Raw genomic sequence first — 23,660 nt, forward strand, 5'->3', positions numbered from 1 at the left:
AGTAGTTAAAAATTACAGATTAAAATTTAGCACGCAATCCAAACGTAAAATTCATTGCGGGCTTCAAATGATGAGATCCTAAGTTATAATCGGGATCTATTTCATGTTTATTGGCTTTCCACAATAATCCCAGATTGCTGAGATTTATAAATAAACTTAAGCGCTCACCCAACTTTGGCATCCGTTGATACCAATGATTTCCTATCTGGTAGGAAATGTTGATATACTGCAGCCGTATATGATCCCCTTTTTCCACAAGAACACTGGCGCCCCTATAAAAAATATCACGGTTTGAATTGTTTTCATACAAAATAGAGGGAACATTGGTAACCGCTTCATCTCCGGGGTTCTGCCATCGGTCCATATAGTCACGATGGCCAATCCAGCTGTTAAATAAATCGGTATAATTTACAGAACTTCTCCTGATCCAATAACCCAGTTTGTAGGTAAGACCGACATCTAAGGTAACGCTCTGGTAGGTCCATGAATTAAGGAAAGAACCATAAACGGTAGGTAGAGCAGACCCAAAAAACTGCAAATCTTTTATCGCTGTCCCACTTCCGATCATCTCTGTGTAATTTTTGCTGATTTCACCGTTCAGGTAACCTCTGGGATCCCCTGTTTCAGGATCCAGCCCCGCCCACTTATAGGCGAAAATTGAATAAACAGGGTAATTTATCAAGCCTGCAACAGGTACAGAGTACCCCGTTCCGATGAATCGTTGTGCCATCGTATCAGAAAGATTGTATTGCAGCACCTGATCTTTAAAGGTGCTGAAGTTTAAGGTACTGTACCATTTCAGAGGGGAATCAATATTTAATGTTTTGAGTTCTACATCAATTCCGTGTCCTGTGGTTGAGGCAACATTAGCGGTCATATTGGCAATTCCTGTGGTGTAATCTACATCTGCAGGTCCAAACAAACCGGTCCCCTTCTTTTTATAATATTCAACCGAACCGCTGATACGATTGTTCGGTGTGGCAAAATCAAATCCGACATTGATCATACGGGAGGTTTCCCACCGCAGTTTCGGATTGTAGTAATTGTCAAATCGCGCGGTAGGAGTGTTGGTAAACACCGAATTCGTCCCTTCATAAGCAATCGTGCTTACCGCAATCATCGCAGGATCAATATTGCCATTGAATCCATAGGAACCCCGCAGTTTGAGGTAAGATAACCATGATAGGGGAAAGAAATTTTCTTTTGACAGTTCCCAGGCTGCACCCGCCGACCAAAAAGGATTCCATTGGTCATTCGTCTTTAAACCAAACAGATTGCTTGCATCTCTTCTGACACTTCCGGATAAAGTGTATTTTTGATCGTAGGTATAGGCAGCATTTGCAAATAAGGAAACAAAATTTGTACGGCGATGACCCAAATACTGATTGCTTTGAATGAAATCATAGCTGCCATTAACTAATTTTGGATATTGATGGGTGTAATCAACAGTCCCGACCGATAAATTTTCTTCATTAAAACCATAAAATCTGCTGTTGTCTGATTGAATCGCCGCCTGCCTCACTTCTGCCCCGGCAAGCGTTGTTAAACCGTGTTTTCTCCATTTGTTGTTATAGGTCACTTGTCCTCTTCCGTTATGTATCTCGGATAGAGAGGAAAATTGATCCAGTATTGCTCCTTTGGGAACGATAAAAGTAACCGTTCCATCCGGTGTGATCTGTGCGAATGAATTAATATAATTTCTTGCAAAATAACTGTTGGTACCATGCAGATTTTCAGAAACGACCTGTTGTTGCTGATATTGGTATTTGACATCAGCGTCCAACCCTTTTAGCACTTTATATTGAATTCCAAAGTTCATCATCATTTCTGTGCTGTTTGTTTTCTGCCGGTCTTCTTGCCAATCCGACAAAGGATAGTAGTTCCAGTCTAAAAGTTTCGTGTTCCGGAAAGAATTTTTGAAATTCTGATCAATATCTTTTGTTACCGCCACCGGGTTTCCATATTGATCTGCCAGTTGCATATAAGGAACGGCATTCCCTCCTTTCATGCTGATTCCACCATAGCCGGGACGCCCGTTCTGCGTTCTTGCATCCGTGTAATACAATGCGGTATTTACAGTTAACCGATCGCTGGGTTTCCAGATGTTTTGGAAGCGGACATTGGCTCTTTTATAGGTTGCTGCCAGCGTGGTGCTGTTATCATCATATCCCAATGCAGATGACCAGGCGAATTTTGGCATGCCTCCACTTATATTCACAGAATATTGCCTGTTATCGAGTGGTTGATACATATATCTTTTGTATTGATCTTTGGAATCAATCGTTCTTAAAACAGCAATCTGTTCGGCCACTTCTTCACGGGAAAGCAACCCTTTCTTTTCCTTATTCAGTAAATCAACAACCGGGGATAAGGCCGGATGATTACTGGAGCTAATATCGCTGTCATAATAGCCTTTTTGAAAAAGCTGCTGTTCTACATCAATAAAATCCGAAGAGTTGATATTTTTAATCGATCCGAAATCAGGTTTCGGTGATAAGGTGAGACTTGTTGATAACTCAACATGGATCGGCTGGTTAAATTTGCCGTTTTTAGTGGTGATAACAATCACGCCATTTGCTGCTCTTGCACCCCAGATGCTTGCTGCTGAAGCATCTTTAAGTAAGGTGATATGGTCTACAATGTCAGGATTAATATTGCTGATATCACCCTCATACGGAAAATGATCTACTACAATTAAAGGAGATTTAGGACCATTGATAGTACTCATTCCCCGAAGCATCAATTGTGGCGTGTCCGAAGTGCTTCTGTCGATGCTGATGCCGTTTCCAATGGCTTCCAGACGGTTGAGAATACTGGTTCCTACTTGCTGATTAAGAAGTTCATTACCGAGGACGGTGAATGAACCGGTCGCTCTTTCTTTTGGAATTTTCTGATAACCTGTAGAAATATTAACTTCCTGTATGTCGCCCACTTTTGCTTCTAAAATGATCTTTAAAGAGCTTTGCAGCGGCAGTCCGATTTCTACCGTCTGACTTACATATCCTTCTTTGCTGATGATCATATGGATTTTATTTTCTTTCGTAGAAAAACTGAAATAACCGTCTTTGTCCGTATAGATGATGGTCCGGAGGTCCTGTATTGCTACAGCGGCATTCCTTAATGGTACCGATGTCGTGGAATCAATAATCTGTCCCGTGACCATCTGCTGAGCGACGACTTGCATGCAACAGCATAACATTGGAAATAATAGTATTTTTTTCATCGTTTTATCAATTTGAATGAGAGGGTAGTTTATCACGAATAATCAGCATATTAATGCTGCGCTCTGTTTCTTCTAAGACCATGTCATAGCGAGCCAGTTCTTTTTTGAGAGCCGCTATATTTGGCGTTGCCTGCATTTTCAGGTCGATATTACCGTGGTAACCTGTTTCATCAACAACAGGTAGGGTGATAAAAGGAAGTCCTGAAAGTCCACTGACGAAGGTGAACATCGGTGTGTTTTTTAGCAGAGTCTGCTTTTCAGTTAGCACATAATTTTGATCGCCTCCCTTGGTTGTTAATTGATCCTTAGAAGAAGTTGTTTTTAACACAAGACATTTTACCCGTTTTTTTTCGATGGTAGCAGTGTAGTCTATAAACTGGTTAAGATTTCTGAGCATCAAGGAATAAAGAGAATCTGCTTGCGTGAGGGGAACGACGTAGTCGTAGTTATAACGGTTATGATCCTCTCTTTTACCTTCTTTGTTTTCGATATAATTTAACAGGGCAGTATTTTTAGCTTCTACTATTATTTTTTTGTCGTTAAAGGGATCTTCCTGCTGATTAAAGATTTCGACAGCAATGGCTTTAAATATTTCAAGTAGTGATAAATTGGTAAACTTACGGCCATACACCGTATCGCCCGACCGGTGAAACCACGTCCCAAAGGTGGAGCTTCTGATACGTCCTTTGGCCAGAAAGGAATAATGCTGCATTACCAGCCCTTGCTCACGGTCAAAGGCATCAGACAGAAATAAGGGCCGGTCCCGTTCCAACTGAATCACTGTTTGCAATGCGGATTGTTGATTATCCAGAATAGCGTGAATAGCTTTTTCTGTGACCTGCTCTGCGTCGGTTGTATTCAATATTTTTCCGTCTTTGATCCAAATGATGTACGGCACTCCCTGATGAGGGAAAAAGTCGTGGAATAGGGTATCACCGGCCACGGAAAAATTCGTGTTATACCGCTGTCCATTTTTCGAGGCAAAGAATTTTTCCAATGTACTTCGGTTTTCCTTGGTCACAGGTACTATTTTCAGTTGATCACCGAACTGCTTTTGCAGTGCGTCCATTTTAGGAAAATTGAGCAGACATCCGCTACACCAAGTTGCCCAGAAATCCAGAAGGATGAGTTTGTCTTTGTCTGCTGACAGATCAATTGTTTTCTGTGGACTGTTCACAACTTCTAACGGAGTCGACCATACTTTTTCGGGTATCTGATCACCGATTTTCAAGGCTTTTTGCTGTGCAGGCATCTGCAGAAACAGCAGGGTCATCATGGGGAGGGAAAGGATTTCCCTGCAAAACTTATTTTTCATAGTTTTGTAAAGTTTTAGTTATTGATTAATTAAAATGTTGCTCTTTCCTGCGGCCGCAAACTTTAGGGGAAGGGTATTTTTTTGTTGGGTATCGGGTGCCGGATGTTCCGGCATAGATCATTACCATTTTTTCTTCCAGTCATTTGATCACTCGTCACCGTGCACTCTCATTTATTTTTAATAGATTTTGATTTGTTTTTATAGTTCTTTTCCTGTCTCTTTTACCTTTTTACTTGGCTTCGTACAAATTATTCGGACTGATCCATTGATTACTCCTCGCCGGTACACTGTTGATTTATTTGCACTACATTTGATTTGGTTTTATAGTTCTTCTCCTGGCTTTTTTACCTTTTTACTTGGCTCTTACAAAATTGTTCGGATTGCCTTACGGGAAAGCCTGTAGAAACTTATGAAGAAGTGGGTCGCTTCCCCGCTAAAGACGAATCCTTTTTGTATCAGGTGTTAGGTGTTAAATGTTTGATGATGGATGATTAGCCTGTTTTTATTGTTATATGTTCGCTGATTAGATGGTTTTTATTGTTGCTTTCCAGGGTTGCTTAGGGTTGAAGACTTTCCTGCTATAAACAGATCCGTAAAATTATTGTTTGTTTGTTTGTTTGTTTGTTCGTTTTTGAGTCATGATTATTTGTACGTGTCATGATATGATTCCCATTTTCTCTTGCCTCTTTTTACTTGGTTCTTTTCCTTGGCTCTTAGCTCTTTTTCCTTGGCTCTTGGACTTTCGGACTGCTTTAGGGGAAAGTAAAACACAAATGATGAAAAAGAAAAACCTTCCCGCTAAAGACAGATCCATAAAGAGCAATGATATGAAGGTGAAAAGCTCTTATGAGATGTTGGTAAAACTGATGATTACTCCATTCATGTAACTAGCCTAAAAATTATCGTAGCAAAGGTTTTTTGAAAACCGGAAGTCCCGCAAGGCCTTGAAGCCGCAATGGTGATACACACCAATGTAAGTGTCGTCTACTATTTTTATAAAAAGCGGGGCTTAGGGCGTTGAGAAGTCTGAATACAAAACAGCGTGGGTCTCAACCTTTCTGCCATTGAGGTACTGGTATACCGGGGAACAGATAAGTGAGCCCACGCCTAGGTCGTGAGCTACTATACTTATCATCTCGTTCCTAAAAATTACCAGTTTTCAAATGGCGAGAATCTAAGCAATAGCTTCTTTTTATAGTTTGAAGTATCGCAAAATTACAATTTTCTGTAACTTATAGTGCAAATATATGCAATAGATTATTGTAAACCAAATGGATTACAATAATTTTAATTAAATCTTTTAAAATTGCTTTATGAGCAAATTAACGGATGATGATATCATACTTAGAAATCTAATTACAAAACGATTTATTCAACTACGAGAAAGTACCGGTTTAAATCAAAGTGAGTTTTCAAAGAAAAATGATATTGATAGGCAACAAGTTAACCGATGGGAAAGTTTACAAGGAAATAGAGGAGTTAATATTTATACCATTAATAAATTTTGTAAGTTATTAAACATAACATTAAATGATTTTTTTAATGATCCGATGTTTAAATAATCCCCGCTCCCGCGCGATTTCATCGCGTGCTATTTTAAAAAATAATATCTTTTAATATTTGTAGTACTCCTATTAAAATTTATTTTTACTAGCCGCCACACGATATTTTTGGCTGCGGCGAATCTTCGATTTCGTGGGGAATAACGGATCGCAATCTCGCGCTATGGATTGTTTTATGATAAGGAAATTAATTTTTCCCAGACGGAGCCACGAAGTAGTGAAATAAAGTAGAATAGGGTGAAACCCTATGCAACAATCTAGCCTATTGCCAACATCTCATTTTCGGATGATCTTAGAAAGCAAATCCCAACCGAGCCACGATGTGGAGACATAAAATAGCATACCGTGAGACCTGTAAATTTCAGTAACGATGACAAAAATACCCGATTACAAATCCCTGCCATCGGCTAAAAAAAGGCGTATAATTTAAAATTAAACTCCTCGAAACAAATGATCAAAAAAGGATTCGTTTAATAAAATACAGCATCAAATCGAATATCAGCATTTTTTATAGAGATCTTTATAAACAATGGGATTGTGCTATAAACCATCATCACTTTAAACCATATGTATTAAAAGGAATATCCGGAAACATTAAAGACGCTCCCAACTTCGTTACCTCGGTTAATATCCGGTCTACTTTATATTACTGATCTTTATTATTTTTCACCAATCATTTTGTTAGGATGCACTTGATTACAATGTTTTGCATAGTAATATTAGGGAAGATTTTATGATTTTTAACAACAATTGGCATAGAAGTTGAATGTGGGATGTGAACGCTGACGAATTTGTGTTTGGCAGTACGACCATCGAAATAATAATATTTAAAATTATATCATATGAAACTAAATTTAACAAGCCTTGCCTTAGCGGTATTTTTACCTACGGCCATGTTTGCTCAGGACTCTATCATGAGTTCTGCAGGAAATTATCCAAATGCATATACCTCCGGGTCTTCAAATGTTTCCCCTTTTACACAGGACTCAAAAAGATTTAACGACTGGGCAATTTCTGCCGGAGCGGGAGTTCCTTTGATGCAGTCTTCTGATCTAACCTCTTTGAAAGAATTTGGTGCGGGGGAAAACCTTATCGGATATTCTGCCTACTTCAGTGTTGACAAAGCCATTTCGCATGCGTTTGGTTTGAAACTTCAATATGACAGAGGCGAAACAAGACAGGGATTTGTAAATACGAAGGATCATGTAGCGTCGCCGAATGGTGATGGTGCAAGAACGCAGTATGATGCGATTTCTCTTTTGGGAGATATTAACTTCTCTAATCTTATGAGAAGAGTTGATAATAAGTCACCTTACCGATGGGCACTTCACGGTTATGCAGGTGCTGGTACTTTGGCTTACAGAACTTACAGACAAGATGCTGGACCGGTATACAATCAAAGTATGGTGACAGAGGTTAAACCTTTTAAATTAGGTAGCTTATTCGGTCAGGCTGGTGCAGGTTTAAAATACCGTGCAACCCGTTCGTTAGATCTTGAAGCAAGAGGAATGTATATCGTAACTGGTGATGATACCTTTGATGGTGCAAGAAGCACTACTGTAAACGATAACCCTTCTGATAATTTAATTAATATTACTTTAGGAGCAACTTTAAATTTAGGAAAACACGAATCTCACTTATTCTGGCATGATCCTCTTCAGGAAATGTATTACCGTGCAGAGGTATTGGAAGCGAAAAGCCAGGATGTTGAAGTGTGTAAATCAGGCGATGCTGATAATGATGGCGTATGTGATGATTGGGACCGACAGTTAGATACTCCGGAAGGGGCAAGAGTTGACGGTGCTGGTGTAGCTCTTGATACGGACCTGGATGGTGTAATTGATCTTTATGACAAATGTGTAACTGTACCGGGACCTGTTGAAAATAACGGATGTCCAACCAATGGTTCTTCAATGGTGAGCGACAATACAAGAGTATTGGAAGGAATTGAATTCGATTTTGATTCAGACCGTGTGTTGCCATCGAACACCCCAATTCTTAACAACGCTGTAAATTACATCAATTCTTCTGATGCATCTTACAAAGTGATTGGAGGGACTGATACTAAAGGAAGCGCTGCTTATAACCAGAGACTTTCTGAAAGAAGAGCAAACAGCGTTAAAAACTATCTGATCCAAAACGGAGTAACTTCTAACAAGTTGGAAGCGATCGGAAAAGGGGAAACAGACCTTAAATATCCGGAATGTAATCCAGCTACGAAATGTCCGGAATGGAAAAACCGAGCAAATAGAAGAGTATATTTCGAAGCAAAATAAATAATTTTAGATTTTTCATATCAGGAAAGAAGCCGCGTTGATCGCGGCTTCTTTTTTTTGTTAAATGGTCAATTCGTTATTTTTGATGGAATACTGCTGAACCACCCCGCCCCTTTTGGGGCACCCACCCTCCAGGGGAGGGGAATGAGGATTCGGTTTTTTTTTGTTCTGCTTTTTTTATTAACCTCCCGCAGCACGTTCCGTGTTTTTTATAATACTCCAACCATAGTGAGGTGATCATTCCCCTCCCTTGGAGGGGTGTCATTCCGCTTGCGGAAGGACGGGGTGGTTATTCTACAGCAATATGAATCACTTGTCTCTTGTTTTTAAATGCCATAGTTTTCAATGATAAATAATTCCAAGTCGCGCATGGAAATGTCAAGATTATTTAAAACATCGTGGTTGGTGAGCCGAAAAACTTTTAACCCATAACGCTCTAAATCGTTTTGCCTTATTCCATCATATTCTATAGTTAAATCATGTATGGAACCATCAATCTCAACGACCAATCCTAAATTCTTCACATAAAAATCAACAATGTAATTTCCGATGATGCGCTGTCGGTCAAAATCAATCCCATGAAACTTTCTTTGGTGAACCTGTTTCCAAAACAGAATTTCGCATAAAATTCCAGATTTTCTTTTTCCCGGCAACAATGGTTTTAAGTTTTTATTATAAGGTAGAGGCGCTACGAAATTGCGACGGATTGCAATATTGTCGATGTGAGTTACTATTTGCATTTTTCTTCCATTATTTTTGAATTCAAGCGAGTTGCTGTAGTTGCTATTGGTCGATAAAGTTAGAACAATAATTTTATGTTGGGATTTTATAGGTAGGTAATAACATGTTGATGGCCGACTGCTAAACCACCCCGCCCCTTTGGGCACCCCTCCAGGGGAGGGGAATGGGCTTTGCTTTTTTTTTGGCTTCGCTTTTTGTGGTATGGTGATTGCTGAACCACCCCGCCCCTTTGGGGCACCCCTCCAGGGGAGGGGAGTGAGGATTCGTCTTTTTTTTTGGCTTTCGCTTTTTACGATATGGTGATTCGTTGTCGCGATGAAGAAATTAGGGATCACCTTGCAACTAGGGGCAAGCCTCCAGGGGAGGGGAAGCGTTTTGCTTTTTTTTGCTTCGCTTTTTACAATATGGTGATTGGTTGTCTCGATGGACGTCTGCTGAACCACCCCGCCCCTTTGGGGCACCCCTCCAGGGGAGGGGAGTGAGGATTCGTCTTTTTTTTTGGCTTTCGCTTTTTACGATATGGTGATTCGTTGTCGCGATGAAGAAATTAGGGATCACCTTGCAACTAGGGGCAAGCCTCCAGGGGAGGGGAAGCGTTTTGCTTTTTTTTGCTTCGCTTTTTACAATATGGTGATTCGTTGTCGCGATGAAGGAGTTAGGGATCACCCTGCAACTGGGGACAAAACTTCAGGGGAGGAGGAGTTGGACTTCTCCTCTTTTTGGCTTTGCAAATGGTCGCCATGGTCATGGCTATTTTTATTAACTGTCGCAGTACCTCCCGTCTTTTTTGTAGTACTCCAGCCGTAGTGAGGTGATCATTCCCCTCCCTTGGAGGGGTGTCATTCCGCTTGCGGAAGGACGGGGTGGTTATTCTGAACCACTAATAAATCTGGTTTTAAATGAAATATTTTCAATGATAATTGACTCCAAATTCCGCATGGAAATGTAAAGATTATTTAAAACAGCATGGTTGACGATGCGAAAACTTTTAACCTGAGCACTCCTCATACAAGCGATCTCCCTGGCTCTTTTTACTTTTTCCTTGGCTCTTAAACTTTACTTAAAGGCATCGAATATCTCCTCCGGCGTTACTTTTCCAAAAAATGCTGTTAAATCAATTGTAGTAAACAGCGCTCTTAAATCAGAAATATCATGTTTACTTCCAATCAGCATCTCTTCCAGGTCCTCAATCGGTTTGGACGCAAAAAAGTCCCCGAATATCTTCGCTTTTTCAATGATGCCTTGAACCACCTCCAAATGCATTTCAATAAATCCGGCCGGAACTTTAATCGCTTTCTGGAAATTATAATTGGGTGAAAAACCATAGTTCCACTCCCAGGTTTTATATTTCTCGTTCATCAGGTTCTGAATGCCCTGCAGATCTTCTTCTGTTAATTCATAACGTTTGGCCTCGGGATTATTTTTCATGATCTCCTCGGTAAGCAATTGTTTAAGATTGGCTGTTGTAGTTTGTTTCGGTAAATAATTGATGAGGTTGGTTACTCGAGACCGGGTCGATTTAATGGCTTTGTCGATGAATTTTAAAGGATTTACTTTTAAGGCCTCGCCTAACACTTCCATTTCCGAATCCAGGAGAATCGTACCATGTTGAATCATTTTTCCATGGCGCGCCAATTTTGCGTTGCCACTGAATTTTTTACCCTTCACCAACAAATCATTTCGACCTTCTAAAACGGCAGGTACTCCTAACTGATTCAACATATTGAGAACAGGTTGTGTAAAAAAAGAAAAATCTCCAAAGTCATTTTGCCCCAACAGGGTGTGAAAAGAAAAATTGAGGTTTCCTAAATCGTGATAAACGGTACCGCCACCAGACATTCTTCTTACCACCTTAATTTCTTTTTCTCTTACATAATCCAAGTTGATTTCTGCCAAGGTATTTTGAAATTTCCCCACGATGATGGAGGGCGCATTTATATAGAGTAAAAATAGATCCTCGGTCGGAAATCGATGAAGCAGGTATTCTTCGGAGGCGATATTGAAATAAGCGTTGTGAGAAGGGGAATCGATGAGTACCATAGGATTAATTTGAAACAAAAATACGAGAATTTTTCTAGAAGAGGGAGAAGCGGTTAGGGGTCCCAGAGTTAGAGCGAGATATATTAAAAAAAGCAATAGCATTTTTTAGTTCATTCTTTTTTATTTTTTTAAAGGTATTCATGAATGCTGAAGCATTTCCAAGAGCGGTCGATGAAATATGAGTTTATTAAAAATCATGAATGCTTATTTCCGATTGAAACAATGTGCGTGGTTTTGGAAGTTGGTTCCAGCGGTTACTTCAAATGGAAAAGTAAGCCAATCTCCTCTAGATTGCTTTTGAAAGAAAAAATAATTTACCAAATAAGTTCAATTTATTTTGCCTCAAAACAGCGTTATAGAAGCGCACGGATCACTTTTGAATTAAACGTATTGGGTTACAAAATATCAAGAATAACAGTTGCTAAATATATGAAAGAACTGGGTTTGAGAAGCACATTAAGTAAGAAGTTTAAAGTTACCACCAACTCAACACAAATATTTGGTGGTGGAAAATGTGTTGAACAGGAATTTTATGCCGAGCAATGCATCCCAAACTTGGGTATCTGACATCACTTATATTCAAACCAAGGAAGGTTTTTTATACCTCACGACTGTTATCGATTTATACGACCGAAAAATAATTGGTTGAAACTTAAGCGATGGAATGAGTACCGAAGAAACAAGTCTTGCAGCATGGAAAATGGCAATAAAAAACAGAACGGTTCAAAAAGGATTAATTTTTCATTCAGATAGAGGTGTTCAGTATGCAAGCAAGAAATTCGCTAATACTATTGAATTCTATGGCGTAATAAGAAGTATGAGCAGGAAAGGAAATTGTTGGGACAATGCGGTGGCGGAGAGTTTTTTGTAAGTCATTGAAAACCGAGCGGATTTATGGCAACAATCTTATCTTAAAAGAAAAAATGGAGTTAGAAATCTTTGAATATATTGAAATTCTGGTACAACAAAAAAAGACGTCGCGGTACACTAAATTTTAAAACAATAGAAGAGTTTAATAATCAAAACAAAATTTATCAAATGTAATTTAACTTTAACTGGAAATTTTATTTGCATATCCAGTTTAAAGTTATTAAAAATTAATTCAAAACATTGTTCTAAAAAAAACATTAAAGTAAACTGGTAAAAATACGTTAAATGTAGATAATGATTTTTATATTTGTAAAATATAGCAAAGATTAATTGAATCATCAAAATTTGAAGTTTTATTGGAAGTTGTTCCAACGCGCAGCAAAAAAGTAATCGCTGCTCCAGTGCAAAACAAAGCGAAAGAGTTTCTAATGTGCAAGATCTAGTCCTCCCAAGACTAGGAAACCTAGTTGATGGTGGTTTATAACAAATTTGCATTGCCGACTACATGCCATTACTTCTTATAACCTAAATAAAGTTTATGATATTTAAAACACAAGAGAAAAAAATAACAAACGGTATATTGTGAAGTTGTTAAAAGCAATTCTGATAGCAAGCAAATTGTTTGAAACAAAAGCACGATACTTATTAGTCTGCGAAGCGGTGAGAAACGAATAGTTATCGCTTTTTGAATTGGCGGATGATCATGAGTCAGCAGTCTTATTTTGCTTTATAAAGATGGGTTTTTCTGCAGAAAAATTGCGTAAAATAAGAACAAATGATAAGTCAGTATTTTTTACTGTTTTTTTAAATGATTCTAATGTTGTATTTGAACTCTTATGGTGAACTAAATATTAGATAATTTACCAAGTAATGGAGGACAATCAAGATTCGATGTAACAGTATAAAAATTCGTTATAGAACACAATTGATGATAAGGTAGAAGATTTCAGAAATATTATTAGATTTTGCGTAAAAGAAAACAATGAATAAAAAAATATGGCTCTCCTCGCCTCATATGGGCGGTGGGGAAATGAAATATATCACCGAAGCATTTGATAACAACTGGGTGGCACCATTGGGTCCTAATGTAAATGGACTTGAAAAGGATTTAGAAAATTTTTTAGGACATCATATTCATGTTGCAGCGCTAAGTTCCGGCACAGCCGCAATTCATTTATCACTGGTTTTATTGGGTGTACAAGCGGGTGATTACGTCATCTGCCAAAGCTTAACTTTTTCTGCTTCTGCCAATCCCATTATGTATATGGGGGCTTATCCTATTTTTGTTGACAGTGAAAAAGATACCTGGAATCTTTGTCCGGATGCCTTAGAGGAAGCAATTAAATTCGGCATTTCAAAAGGTAAAAAACCCAAAGCCATAATTGCCGTCTGTTTATATGGAATGCCCTATAAGGTAGAGGATATTACTGAAATCGCGGAACGGTATGAAATCCCCGTTATTGAGGACAGTGCAGAAGCTTTAGGAAGCAGTTATAAAAATCAAAAGTGTGGAACCTTTGGCGACTTGGGGGTTCTCAGTTTTAATGGAAATAAAATCATCACCACTTCCGGTGGAGGAGCTTTGACCCTTAAAAATGACGCCTTTAAAAAGCAGGCCGTTTTTCTTTCAACCCAGGCAAAAGATGATGCACCCCATTACGAACACACAACAATTGGCTACAATTACCAGATGAGTAACATTTGTGCCGGAATTGGGAGAGGACAGATGGAAGTCTTAGACCAAAGGGTAGCACAACGGCGCGCCAATCATAAATTCTATAAGGAATTGTTTAAGAGTAAAGAATTCCTTTCAGTCCATATTGAACCCTCCAACGATTATTTCTCTAATCACTGGCTCAGTGTCGCCCAGTTCAATCCAGAAATGGGTATTTCGTCTGAAGATCTTATTCAAACTTTTACCGATCAGAATATAGAAACCCGTCCGATCTGGAAACCCATGCATTTGCAACCCGTATTCAGAAATGCGGCCTACTTTGGTTCTACTTTATCCGAAACTTTATTTAAATATGGAATTTGTCTACCCTCTGGTTCAAATTTAGAAAACGGTGACCGAGAAAGGATTGCAGAAGTATTAGAAAAATATTTGTTTAAATTCACCGTGAATTCGTAATTTTGCCAGATGTTTAGCGTTAAGATGAAGAGTAAAGACAGTAGAAAAATTGTTTCTGATCAAAAAAAAATATAATCAATGAGTTTTCGCAAAAGCCTGCAGAAAAAAATTTACAGCGGAGACAATCTGATGAATCTCTCAGATGTCAGATATCTCCCGCGTTGGGTCATTCTGATGATTGATATTTGCTTTATCATTTTAGCAATAGCAATGTCCAGATATTTAATCGAGAAACTGATTTACAACACTCAGGAAATTTTCTCCAATGAATATCTTGTTTTTTTTACCATAATAGGGGTCAGTATTTTTTTCATGGTGATTTTCCGAACGTATGCCGGAATTATCCGACATTCCACGTTTATAGATCTTTTCAAGTTGTTTTTGGCCACTTTTTGTACCACTGCTCTTGTGGCGATCATCAGCTTTGCTTACAAAATCATCGTAGGTGAAAGGATGATTTCTATGTCCATTCCTTTTCTGATTATTTTCTTTGCCAGTTCTTTTACTTTACTCTTTTTGTTTCGCTTATTTGTAAAAGAGTTTTTTCATGTTATCAGAGATTTTAGGCGCAGCAGCCAGCGTACCAAAATCTTGGTGTTAGGTATCGATGAGCAGTCAGTCGCCATGGCCCGAGCGGTTTTGGATAATCCGAACCTTCCTTATCATATTACCGGATTTTTAACACAGAGACATGATTCAAAAAGAGCCAGTCTTTTAGGAAAACCTATTTTAACACGGGACAAGATAGAAAAATACACCAAAGATGTTTTAGGGATTGATGGGGTCTTGCTTATGAAAGAAACAATGACGAAAGAAGAGATGAATTCTTGGGTGAATTTATTTCTGGAAAAGGACCTGAAGATTTTTAAGTCTCCATCTTTACAGGAATTAAAAAACAGTGAAAATGAGAGTACCATTAAAACTTTACAAATTGAAGATTTACTGAACCGAAAACCTATCAAAATAGAAAACGAAGATGTAAGAAAACGACATCTGGGCAAAACAATCCTTATCACTGGTGGTGCAGGTTCAATAGGAAGTGAGATTATTCGACAGGTGGCTTTATTTGAGCCGGAGTTGATTGTGGTTTTAGATCAGGCAGAAACTCCACTGTATGAAATAGAGAATGAGATGCGCGAGACCTATCCAAGGATTTCCTTCAAATTTGTGTTGGCTGATATTTCGAACAGGCACCGTATTGAACCTCTTTTTCAGAAGTACCATTTTTCTATGGTTTACCATGCTGCCGCGTATAAGCATGTCCCTTTGATTGAAGAAAATCCGCATGAAGCAATTCTGGTTAACATATTAGGAACAAAAAATGTTTCGACTTTAGCTTCTCAATATCAGGTAAACCGTTTTGTGATGGTTTCTACCGATAAGGCAGTGAAGCCAACCAATGTAATGGGAGCGAGTAAGAGAACGGCTGAGTTATTTGTGCAAGCGCTGCAGGATACAGAAAATAATATCACTAAATTTATAACTACTCGTTTTGGAAATGTTCTGGGTTCTAATGGGTCCGTAATTCCACATTTTAAAAAGCAAATCGAAAAGGGCGGACCTATAACGATTACCCATCCAGATATTACCCGTTATTTTATGACGATTCCAGAAGCTTGTGATTTAGTTCTACAAGCAGGAACGATGGGTCAAGGCGGGGAGATTTATGTTTTTGATATGGGCGAGCCCGTCAAGATTGTGGACTTGGCGCATCGCATGATTAAACTCTCCGGGCTTGAACCTCATGTTGATATTCCAATTGTATACACTGGTTTACGGCCGGGAGAGAAGCTGTATGAAGAACTTTTAAGTGACGATGCAACCACAATGCAGACTCATCACGAGAAAATACTGATTTCTAAAGATCCTACCATGGATTATGATCAAATTGAAAAATACTGCAATCAAATTACCAAAGCCGCAATGAGGGGTGAAAAAACAGAAGTAGTACAACTGTTGAAACAAATTGTACCCGAGTTTAAAAGCAATAATTCTATCTACGAACTTTTGGATAAGTAATTTAGAATTGTATATTTGCTCCTTTATTAAAAAAAATGAAATATTTAATTTACCTTTTATCTTTTACACTGCTCTGTTCCTGTGGAATTTTTCCCCGAGAGTCCGCAGACGACAGTTTAAATTATCTTAATAATATTGATAGCGTTGCCTTGAGGGCTTCGCAGAATGCTTCACTCAGTACCATTCAGCCAGGGGATCAGTTAGTTATTGTGGTGTCTGCGAAAGATCAGGATGTAGTAAAGCCGTTTAACCAAAATTTTTCTTCTGGGCAATTGGTAGAGGAAGCGATTGCGGGAGGCAACATGAGGCCGCAGCCTACTACTTTAACCGGGCCTACCTATGTCGTGGATACCCAAGGCAATATTGATTTTCCTATTATTGGCACTTTAAATACCAACGGAAAGACACTGGAGGAATTTAGAAGGGTGCTTAAACTTTCCATAACTAGGTATATAAAAGATCCGGTGGTAAGTATCCGTAATACCAACTATAAGGTCACTGTTTTGGGAGAGGTTAATAAGCCGGGACAATATGTTATTACAGACGGAAATGCCACTCTTTTAAACGCGTTAGGCTTGGCAGGTGATTTAACGATGTATGGAAAAAGAAACGATGTACTCGTTGTTCGGAATATCGACGGGGTGACCACCAAAGAGCGCATTAATCTTAGTAATGCAGATTTTATCAATTCCCCGTATTACAATCTAAAACAGGGTGATGTAATCTATGTTTCGCCGAACAAAACAAAAGAGAAGACCGCCCGCCTGGATCCTAACGCAGGATTATACATCTCTATCGCCTCCATCGCCATTACCATCATTGCACTCATTATCAGAAAATAGGAAAACGCCTAGCTTAACTATGGAGAACAACGCTCAACCGACTGTGGAAAACGACGCACAGGAAATCAATATTCAGGAAATCATTAAACCTTATCTGCTCAAATGGCCTTGGTTTATTTTAAGTGCTTTAGCAGCACTGCTGTTGGCCTGGTTTTATATTAAAATCGCTACTCCTGTCTATAAAGTACAATCAACGGTTCTTATTAAGGACGCCAAAAGTTCGGGATCCGCCGCGGGTGAAATGGGGGTATTAAAGGATCTATCAGGATTGGGTGGAATGAGCACCAACAGTGTGGATAACGAGATTGAAATTTTTAAATCTAAGAAATTGCTTCGTGAAGTCGTGAAAAGTAAAAACCTTCAGTCAACACTTGTTTCTAAAGAGGGTTTGAAGTCAAGGGAACTTTATGGTGATACCGCGCCGATTTTAGTGAATGTAATTACCGAAAAAAAGAATGCTGAATTTCCCAGAGAACCGTTGTATGTAGAAATGAAGGGTAGCAGTATTACATTGTCGTCAGATGAATTGAAAGAACCGGTAACTACTGCACTGAACAAATCGGTTAATCTTCCTTATGCGGTCATTATGTTAAGACCCAATCCTGCCTTTGACAAAGTGAAAGCAGGTGATTTGGGTGACTTGTATCTTACGATTAGCACCCAGGAGGCGAAAGTAAATCAATTACAGGAAAATGTCAGTGTGAGTCTGGTTAATAAAGATGCAACCGTAATTGGATTAGAAATGAATAGTCCACAGATTGATCGGTCAAAGGATATTCTTAATAATCTGGTTTTGGCGTATAACAAGGATGCCATCAATGACAAAAACCAGGATTCGAAAATGACCATGGCGTTTATTGAAGACCGTATCAATAAAGTGTCTCAGGAATTGGGTGATGTAGAAAGCCGTAAAGAGCAATTTAAATCCGCGAATCGGGTAACCGATATTGAAACGGAGGCCAAGTTGAATCTGGAAAGTTCTGCTGCGGCAAGAGCCAAACAGATGGAAGTTGAAGCACAGCTTGAATTAACCGATGCTTTACTGGGTTACGTTAGCAATTCAAATTCCTATCAGGTTTTGCCATCAAACGTAGGTTTGTCAAATCCAGCTTCAACCGTTAGTATTAATAGTTATAATGCGTTGGTTTTAGAACGCAACCGATTGTTAGAAACTGCGACCCCACAGCATCCCGCGGTAGTGGAAGTCACGAAACAGATCCAGAACCTCAGAGGCGGAATTGTACAGAGCCTGCAGAAAAGCCGTACCGGTTTGCAAATGAGCCGTGACCAGTATCAGTCAGAGCAGAATCAGGTCAGTGGAAAAATCACCAAATTGCCGGCGATTGAAAAAATGTTCCGGGGTATTGAAAGACAACAGCAAATTAAGGAAAACTTATATCTTTTGCTTCTTCAAAAACGGGAGGAAACTGCGATATCTCTTTCTGTGTCAGGCAATAAAGCACGTGTAATTGACAACGCTTACGCATCGCAGAAACCGGTGGCTCCTAAAAAACCAATTATCCTTTTGGCAGCTTTTGTTCTAGGGGTTTTACTTCCTTTCGTCTTCATATATTTAACGGAGTTATTTAATAATAAAGTGAAGTCAAAACACGATCTTGAAAAATTGTCCCATGCGCCAGTTATTGCTGAATTACCTCGTGTAGAAAAGGGACAGAATGAACTCGTGGAATTGAATGATCTTTCCCCAATGGCAGAAGCTTTCCGTATCCTCATTACCAATATGAATTTCATGTTGCCGAAGAAGGAAAAGGGAAAAGTCGTTTTCGTTACTTCTACGGTGAAAGGAGAGGGGAAAACCTTTACGTCCGTTAATCTGGCACTCACCCTAGCCACCCCTTTGAAGAAAGTGCTTATTATCGGGTCCGATATCCGAAATCCGCAATTACAGCGCTACAATACGGCCAGAAAAGGCTTGAAGGGTTTGACCGAATATCTGTACGATGACCAAACGGAAATTCAGGAATTGATCCATGTGACCTCCTTTAATCCGTACTGTGACGTCATTTATTCTGGCAGCATTCCTCCGAACCCAACGGAACTCTTAACGAACGGGCGCTATGAGCAACTCATCGCTCAGCTCAGTCCTTTGTATGACTATATTATTCTGGACACAGCACCGCTCATGCTGGTGACTGATACGTTCCTGTTCGCCGGCATGGCGGATGCCACTTTGTATGTGACGAGATCAGGCTACACTGAGAAAGGGTTGATTGAATTCGCCAATAAAAATATCGACCAGAAAAAAATCAAAAATGTAGCCTTTGTGCTGAATGATGTGGACAAAGATTATTTTGGGTATGGGAATAAATATGGGTATGGATATGGAGCGAAAGAGAAAAGTTTTTTTGAGAAGATAAAAGAGCGATTATAGACTAAAGAATTAAAAATTAACTATGAAACCTACCTTGTTGAATCTCCCCAAAATCATTGATAAAAGAGGGAATCTTTCTTTCTTTGAAAGCCCGAAGCAACTTCCTTTTGAGATTGCAAGGACTTACTGGATCTATGATGTACCCGGTGGAGAAACCCGCGGTAGCCATGCTTTCAAAGAGCAGCAGGAATTTATTGTTGCCCTTTCTGGGAGTTTTGATGTCGTACTGCATGATGGCAACGAAGAAATTAAGTTTTCACTGAACCGTTCCTATGACGGTCTTTTTATTCCAAAAATGTATTGGAGAAGAATGGAAAACTTTTCCACCAATGCTTTAGCCTTAATCGTTTCAGATAAACATTTTGCTGATCAAGACTATATCAGGGATTTTGAAGAATTTAAACAGTTAAGAAATGGACAATAAATCAGTATTTGACTGTTCGGTCATTGATCTTGGAAAAATCAATTTTGCAGAAGGAAATCTTACGGTGGTGGAAAACAATGGTGTTTTTCCTTTTGATGTGAAAAGAGTTTTTTATTTATATGATATTGCCGGTGGGGAAAGCAGAGGCGCTCATGCACACAAAGAATGCCATCAGTTCCTCATCGCGGCAAGTGGCAGTTTTGAGGTAACTTTGGATGACGGCATTTACCAAAGACAGGTTTTCCTGAACCGCCCCAATATAGGGCTGCATATTCCACCCGGGGTATGGGCTTCGGAAGTTAACTTTTCGTCTGGCGCAATTTGTCTAGTATTGGCATCTCATTCCTATAATGAAAGTGATTATCTAAGAGATTACCAGGAATTTTTAAAATTTAGAAAAAATGAAATTTAATAATAGAAACGTTTTCATCAGCGATAAAGCTGTAATTGGGGAAAATGTAAAAATTGGCGACAATACTTGTATTTACGATCATGTTGTAATAGAAGATAATTGTATTATAGGAAATGACTGTATTATCGGTGAGCCTGGCAATAATTATTATTTTAAAGATACTTATGTTAATCCGAAGACAGTAATTGGAAAAAATTCGCTAATACGAAGTCACTGTATCATTTATGCAGGATCCGAATTCGGAGAAGGTTTTTCTACAGGGCATAGAGTGACCATTAGGGAAAATTCAGTATTTGGAAAATTTTGCCGGTTGGGTACATTAAGCGACATTCAGGGTTATGTGACATTTGGTGATTATTGCTGGTTGCACAGTAATGTTCACATAGGCCAACAATCAACTATCGGAAATTTTGTATTTATATACCCTTATGTAGTGTTTACTAATGATCCACATCCTCCTTCCAACATATGTGTAGGTCCCACTATTGGTGATTTTTCACAAGTAGCGGTAGGAACAGTTGTTTTACCAGGAGTAAAAATTGGCAAGCATTGTCTCATAGGAGCACAGTCTCTTGTGGGAAAGGATGTGGATGATTATCAATTAGTAGCCGGTAACCCCGGGAAACTAATTAAGGATGTAAGAGATTTAAAATCACGGGAGACTGGATTATCACATTACCCGTGGCCATACAACTTCGAAAGAGGTATGCCGTGGGAAAATATAGGTTTTGATAAATGGAAAATAGCAAACGGATACGAAAATGATTAAATTCTTAGACCTCCAGAAAATCAATCTTGCCCATCAGCAGGAAATTGAAGAAAAACTCGTACAGACCTTCCGTTCAGGATGGTATCTTCTGGGCAAGGAAGTAAAAACTTTTGAAGAACATCTTGCTTCCTATATCGGAGCTAAGCACGCCATTGGTGTGGCCAACGGGCTGGATGCGTTGCGGCTCATTTTACGGGCTTATATTGAAATGGGGGTGATGCAGAAAGGGGATGAAATCATCGTTCCGGCCAACACGTATATCGCTTCTGTACTCGCTATTTCGGATAACGGCCTTGTTCCTGTTCTCGTAGAACCCGATATCAACACGTATAATATTGATCTTTCAAAAATTGAAGAAAAAATAACTTCCCGTACGAAAGGAGTGATGATTGTGCATCTGTACGGAAGGGTTGTCTTTTCAGAAGACCTGAGGGCACTGGCTCAAAAACATCAGCTGAAAATTATAGAAGACAACGCGCAGGCCATCGGTGCGGAATGGAATGGCGTGAAAACCGGAAATTTGGGCGACGCAGCCGGTTTCAGTTTTTATCCCGGGAAAAACCTTGGGGCTTTAGGCGACGCCGGAGCAGTAACCACCAATGATGAGGAACTTGCAAAAACCATACGTGCGCTGGCGAATTACGGTTCCAATCAAAAATATGTCAATATCTATCAGGGACTGAATTCCAGATTGGATGAAATACAGGCGGCAGTTTTAGATGTAAAACTGAAATATATTGATGCCGAGAATCAAAGAAGAAGAGAAATCGCCCATCGTTATTTGGCAGAAATAAACAATCCGAAATTCATCCTTCCTGAAAATCCTGCCGATGAAAATGAGCATGTTTGGCATTTATTTGTCATCAGAACTTCAGAGCGTGAAAATCTTCAGAATTACCTGACAGAAAATGGCGTACAAACCTTGATTCATTATCCAATTCCTCCTCATAAACAAAAGGCTTACGAAGATTATAATCACCTTAGTTTCACGATAACAGAATCTATCCACGATGAAGTTTTAAGCCTGCCAATGAGTCCGGTAATGAATGAGGATGAAGTAAATAGAGTTATTGAAGTTGTAAATAAGCATTAGATAAATATTACTTGTCCACGCATCAATAAGTTTTTATTATCATACAATTTAAGATGTCTAACAATTCTGAAAATAGTTATAAAAACACTCTAAAAGCAACATCTATATTTGGTGGTGTACAGGTATTTATTATAATAATACAGATTTTAAAATCTAAAGCAGTTGCTGTACTAATTGGTCCTACAGGGATGGGGATTTTAGGATTAATTACTCAGACAATTGCGCTGCTATCTGCAGCTACCAATTTTGGACTTGAAACATCAGCAGTAAAAAATATATCAATGGCTGATTCTTCAGAAGATAAGACGCATTTAGCGAAAACAGTTTCAGTATTTCAAAAGCTTGTTTTTTTTACAGGAACAATTGGTTTTTTATTATGTATTGTTTTTTCTCCACTTTTGAGTGAAATTGTATTTGATAATAGATTATATACAAGTGCATTTATAGTGGTTTCTATCTCATTGTTATTTATGCAGCTTACCGCTGGGCAAAATGCAGTCTTACAGGGTCTGCGTAAAATTAAACTGTTAGCTAAAGCTAATATTTTTAGTGCCCTTGTGGGTTTGCTAGTTGCAGTACCTATTTATTATTGTTATGGTACTAAAGGGATTCCTGCATCTATTACTATCTCTTCACTAGCGGTATTTATTATTACTTATTTCTTTGCAAGAGATATTCCTCTGCCTAAAATATCTTTTGATAGATCTGTTTTTAAAACAGAAGGTGTAAGCATGCTGAAAATGGGATTCCTGTTAAGTATGACCAGTCTCATTACGATAGGGTCTTCATTCTTAGTTAGGATTTTTATTACGAAAACAGGAAGTATTGAAGATGTAGGTTTTTATAATGCAGGTTTTGCGATTATTGAAAGTTATGTAGGAATTATTTTTACGGCAATGGCAAAAGATTATTATCCGAAATTGTCTATGGTTTCAAATGATATAGAAATGAGAAACAGAGAAATTAATGAGCAAACAGAAATTGCTCTTTTGCTATTAATGCCAATTCTTACAGTTTTTATACTTGTCTTGAAATATATCGTTATAATATTATATACTCGTGAATTTGTTGTAACCGTTGAGATGATAGAATTTGCCACCTTAGGGATGTTTTTACGTGCGGTTTCATGGCCGATGGCTTACTTATTACTGGCAAAAGGCGATTCAAAAGTTTTTTTCTGGACAGAATTATTAACCACATTTTATATTATTTTATTTAATATTGTCGGTTATAAATTTTGGGGTTTAAAAGGTATTGGTGTTGCGTTTATTTTGATTTATTTTTTTTATTCAATACAGATATTCGTTACAATAAAAAAAATGTATGCATATAGAATGGATACATCCCTCATAAAGATATTTTTTATTGGTACTGTATTAATTATATTGCAGTTTATAAACGTTAATTATATAAGTTCAGAAGTTTTAAAGTACCTGCTTGGTACTATTATTTGTGGCGTATCAATTTTCATAACATATAAAAAACTAAATGATAAAATAGGTATTTTTGAATTTATAAAAAATAAGATAAGTAAATAATAAGGAAAAATTT

The 23,660-nt window shown here is 38.5% G+C and carries 17 protein-coding genes; 13 read left to right on the forward strand and 4 right to left on the reverse strand.

Annotation, left to right across the window (positions count from 1 at the left end; genetic code table 11):
* Positions 1 to 19: 19 nt before the first annotated feature.
* Positions 20 to 3,223: a SusC/RagA family TonB-linked outer membrane protein gene (locus EIB73_RS13500; RefSeq protein ID WP_125025760.1), complete on the reverse strand. Its 3,204-nt coding sequence runs from the start codon at positions 3,221 to 3,223 to the stop codon at positions 20 to 22.
* Positions 3,224 to 3,230: 7 nt separating this feature from the next.
* Complete coding sequence (locus tag EIB73_RS13505; protein WP_125025761.1) at positions 3,231 to 4,538, reverse strand: redoxin domain-containing protein; 1,308 nt, start codon at positions 4,536 to 4,538, stop codon at positions 3,231 to 3,233.
* Between the two features lie 1,313 nt (positions 4,539 to 5,851).
* Here EIB73_RS13505 and EIB73_RS13510 point away from each other — a divergent pair.
* Complete coding sequence (locus tag EIB73_RS13510) at positions 5,852 to 6,100, forward strand: helix-turn-helix domain-containing protein (protein ID WP_125025762.1); 249 nt, start codon at positions 5,852 to 5,854, stop codon at positions 6,098 to 6,100.
* An 842-nt stretch (positions 6,101 to 6,942) separates the two neighbouring features.
* The gene (locus tag EIB73_RS13515; protein WP_125025763.1) at positions 6,943 to 8,376 is read left to right on the forward strand and encodes an OmpA family protein; all 1,434 of its coding nucleotides are present in this window, start codon (positions 6,943 to 6,945) and stop codon (positions 8,374 to 8,376) included.
* A 326-nt stretch (positions 8,377 to 8,702) separates the two neighbouring features.
* Here the strand turns inward: EIB73_RS13515 and EIB73_RS13520 are convergent, their stop codons facing one another.
* Positions 8,703 to 9,116, reverse strand: a complete 414-nt coding sequence (locus EIB73_RS13520) for an endonuclease domain-containing protein (RefSeq protein ID WP_125025764.1) — start codon at positions 9,114 to 9,116, stop codon at positions 8,703 to 8,705.
* Between the two features lie 1,057 nt (positions 9,117 to 10,173).
* Positions 10,174 to 11,157, reverse strand: a complete 984-nt coding sequence (locus EIB73_RS13525) for a lipoate--protein ligase (protein ID WP_125025765.1) — start codon at positions 11,155 to 11,157, stop codon at positions 10,174 to 10,176.
* A 171-nt stretch (positions 11,158 to 11,328) separates the two neighbouring features.
* Between EIB73_RS13525 and EIB73_RS13530 the strand changes: the two genes are divergently transcribed.
* From EIB73_RS13530 to EIB73_RS13580, 11 genes are all read left to right on the forward strand, one after another.
* Positions 11,329 to 11,724 (forward strand): IS3 family transposase, encoded by a 396-nt coding sequence (locus EIB73_RS13530; protein ID WP_164467901.1) that lies wholly within the window; start codon positions 11,329 to 11,331, stop codon positions 11,722 to 11,724.
* Positions 11,725 to 11,821: 97 nt separating this feature from the next.
* Complete coding sequence (locus EIB73_RS13535) at positions 11,822 to 12,028, forward strand: DDE-type integrase/transposase/recombinase (RefSeq protein WP_125025767.1); 207 nt, start codon at positions 11,822 to 11,824, stop codon at positions 12,026 to 12,028.
* Between the two features lie 981 nt (positions 12,029 to 13,009).
* Positions 13,010 to 14,158 (forward strand): DegT/DnrJ/EryC1/StrS family aminotransferase, encoded by a 1,149-nt coding sequence (locus EIB73_RS13540; RefSeq protein WP_125025768.1) that lies wholly within the window; start codon positions 13,010 to 13,012, stop codon positions 14,156 to 14,158.
* A 78-nt stretch (positions 14,159 to 14,236) separates the two neighbouring features.
* Positions 14,237 to 16,177 (forward strand): polysaccharide biosynthesis protein, encoded by a 1,941-nt coding sequence (locus EIB73_RS13545; RefSeq protein ID WP_125025769.1) that lies wholly within the window; start codon positions 14,237 to 14,239, stop codon positions 16,175 to 16,177.
* A gap of 35 nt (positions 16,178 to 16,212) precedes the next feature.
* Positions 16,213 to 17,019 (forward strand): polysaccharide biosynthesis/export family protein, encoded by an 807-nt coding sequence (locus EIB73_RS13550; protein ID WP_125025770.1) that lies wholly within the window; start codon positions 16,213 to 16,215, stop codon positions 17,017 to 17,019.
* Between the two features lie 19 nt (positions 17,020 to 17,038).
* A complete protein-coding gene (locus EIB73_RS13555) occupies positions 17,039 to 19,411 on the forward strand; it encodes a GumC family protein (protein ID WP_125025771.1) in 2,373 nt (790 codons plus the stop codon).
* Positions 19,412 to 19,433: 22 nt separating this feature from the next.
* On the forward strand, positions 19,434 to 19,835 hold the full coding sequence (locus EIB73_RS13560) for a sugar 3,4-ketoisomerase (protein WP_125025772.1): 402 nt from the start codon (positions 19,434 to 19,436) through the stop codon (positions 19,833 to 19,835).
* Entirely contained in the window at positions 19,825 to 20,247 is a 423-nt protein-coding gene (locus EIB73_RS13565; protein ID WP_125025773.1) for a sugar 3,4-ketoisomerase, read from the forward strand. Before EIB73_RS13560 ends, EIB73_RS13565 begins: the two co-directional genes overlap by 11 nt.
* Entirely contained in the window at positions 20,237 to 21,016 is a 780-nt protein-coding gene (locus EIB73_RS13570; protein WP_125025774.1) for an acyltransferase, read from the forward strand. Before EIB73_RS13565 ends, EIB73_RS13570 begins: the two co-directional genes overlap by 11 nt.
* The gene (locus EIB73_RS13575; protein ID WP_125025775.1) at positions 21,009 to 22,109 is read left to right on the forward strand and encodes a DegT/DnrJ/EryC1/StrS family aminotransferase; all 1,101 of its coding nucleotides are present in this window, start codon (positions 21,009 to 21,011) and stop codon (positions 22,107 to 22,109) included. The genes EIB73_RS13570 and EIB73_RS13575 overlap by 8 nt, the downstream gene beginning before the upstream one ends.
* A gap of 53 nt (positions 22,110 to 22,162) precedes the next feature.
* Positions 22,163 to 23,647 (forward strand): oligosaccharide flippase family protein, encoded by a 1,485-nt coding sequence (locus EIB73_RS13580; protein WP_125025776.1) that lies wholly within the window; start codon positions 22,163 to 22,165, stop codon positions 23,645 to 23,647.
* Positions 23,648 to 23,660: the final 13 nt, after the last annotated feature.

This window comes from Kaistella carnis, from assembly GCF_003860585.1.
GTDB classification, from domain to species: domain Bacteria; phylum Bacteroidota; class Bacteroidia; order Flavobacteriales; family Weeksellaceae; genus Kaistella; species Kaistella carnis.

Bases quoted from the DNA above. Each gene is read 5' to 3' on its own strand.
- EIB73_RS13535 (WP_125025767.1), top strand. From the start codon at position 11,822: ATGAGTACCGAAGAAACAAGTCTTGCAGCATGGAAAATGGCAATAAAA.
- EIB73_RS13565 (WP_125025773.1), top strand. From the start codon at position 19,825: ATGGACAATAAATCAGTATTTGACTGTTCGGTCATTGATCTTGGAAAA.
- EIB73_RS13555 (WP_125025771.1), top strand. From the start codon at position 17,039: ATGGAGAACAACGCTCAACCGACTGTGGAAAACGACGCACAGGAAATC.
- EIB73_RS13505 (WP_125025761.1), bottom strand. From the start codon at position 4,538: ATGAAAAATAAGTTTTGCAGGGAAATCCTTTCCCTCCCCATGATGACC.
- EIB73_RS13520 (WP_125025764.1), bottom strand. From the start codon at position 9,116: ATGCAAATAGTAACTCACATCGACAATATTGCAATCCGTCGCAATTTC.
- EIB73_RS13500 (WP_125025760.1), bottom strand. From the start codon at position 3,223: ATGAAAAAAATACTATTATTTCCAATGTTATGCTGTTGCATGCAAGTC.
- EIB73_RS13550 (WP_125025770.1), top strand. From the start codon at position 16,213: ATGAAATATTTAATTTACCTTTTATCTTTTACACTGCTCTGTTCCTGT.
- EIB73_RS13525 (WP_125025765.1), bottom strand. From the start codon at position 11,157: ATGGTACTCATCGATTCCCCTTCTCACAACGCTTATTTCAATATCGCC.
- EIB73_RS13540 (WP_125025768.1), top strand. From the start codon at position 13,010: ATGAATAAAAAAATATGGCTCTCCTCGCCTCATATGGGCGGTGGGGAA.
- EIB73_RS13530 (WP_164467901.1), top strand. From the start codon at position 11,329: ATGAAATATGAGTTTATTAAAAATCATGAATGCTTATTTCCGATTGAA.
- EIB73_RS13580 (WP_125025776.1), top strand. From the start codon at position 22,163: ATGTCTAACAATTCTGAAAATAGTTATAAAAACACTCTAAAAGCAACA.
- EIB73_RS13545 (WP_125025769.1), top strand. From the start codon at position 14,237: ATGAGTTTTCGCAAAAGCCTGCAGAAAAAAATTTACAGCGGAGACAAT.
- EIB73_RS13575 (WP_125025775.1), top strand. From the start codon at position 21,009: ATGATTAAATTCTTAGACCTCCAGAAAATCAATCTTGCCCATCAGCAG.
- EIB73_RS13515 (WP_125025763.1), top strand. From the start codon at position 6,943: ATGAAACTAAATTTAACAAGCCTTGCCTTAGCGGTATTTTTACCTACG.
- EIB73_RS13560 (WP_125025772.1), top strand. From the start codon at position 19,434: ATGAAACCTACCTTGTTGAATCTCCCCAAAATCATTGATAAAAGAGGG.
- EIB73_RS13570 (WP_125025774.1), top strand. From the start codon at position 20,237: ATGAAATTTAATAATAGAAACGTTTTCATCAGCGATAAAGCTGTAATT.
- EIB73_RS13510 (WP_125025762.1), top strand. From the start codon at position 5,852: ATGAGCAAATTAACGGATGATGATATCATACTTAGAAATCTAATTACA.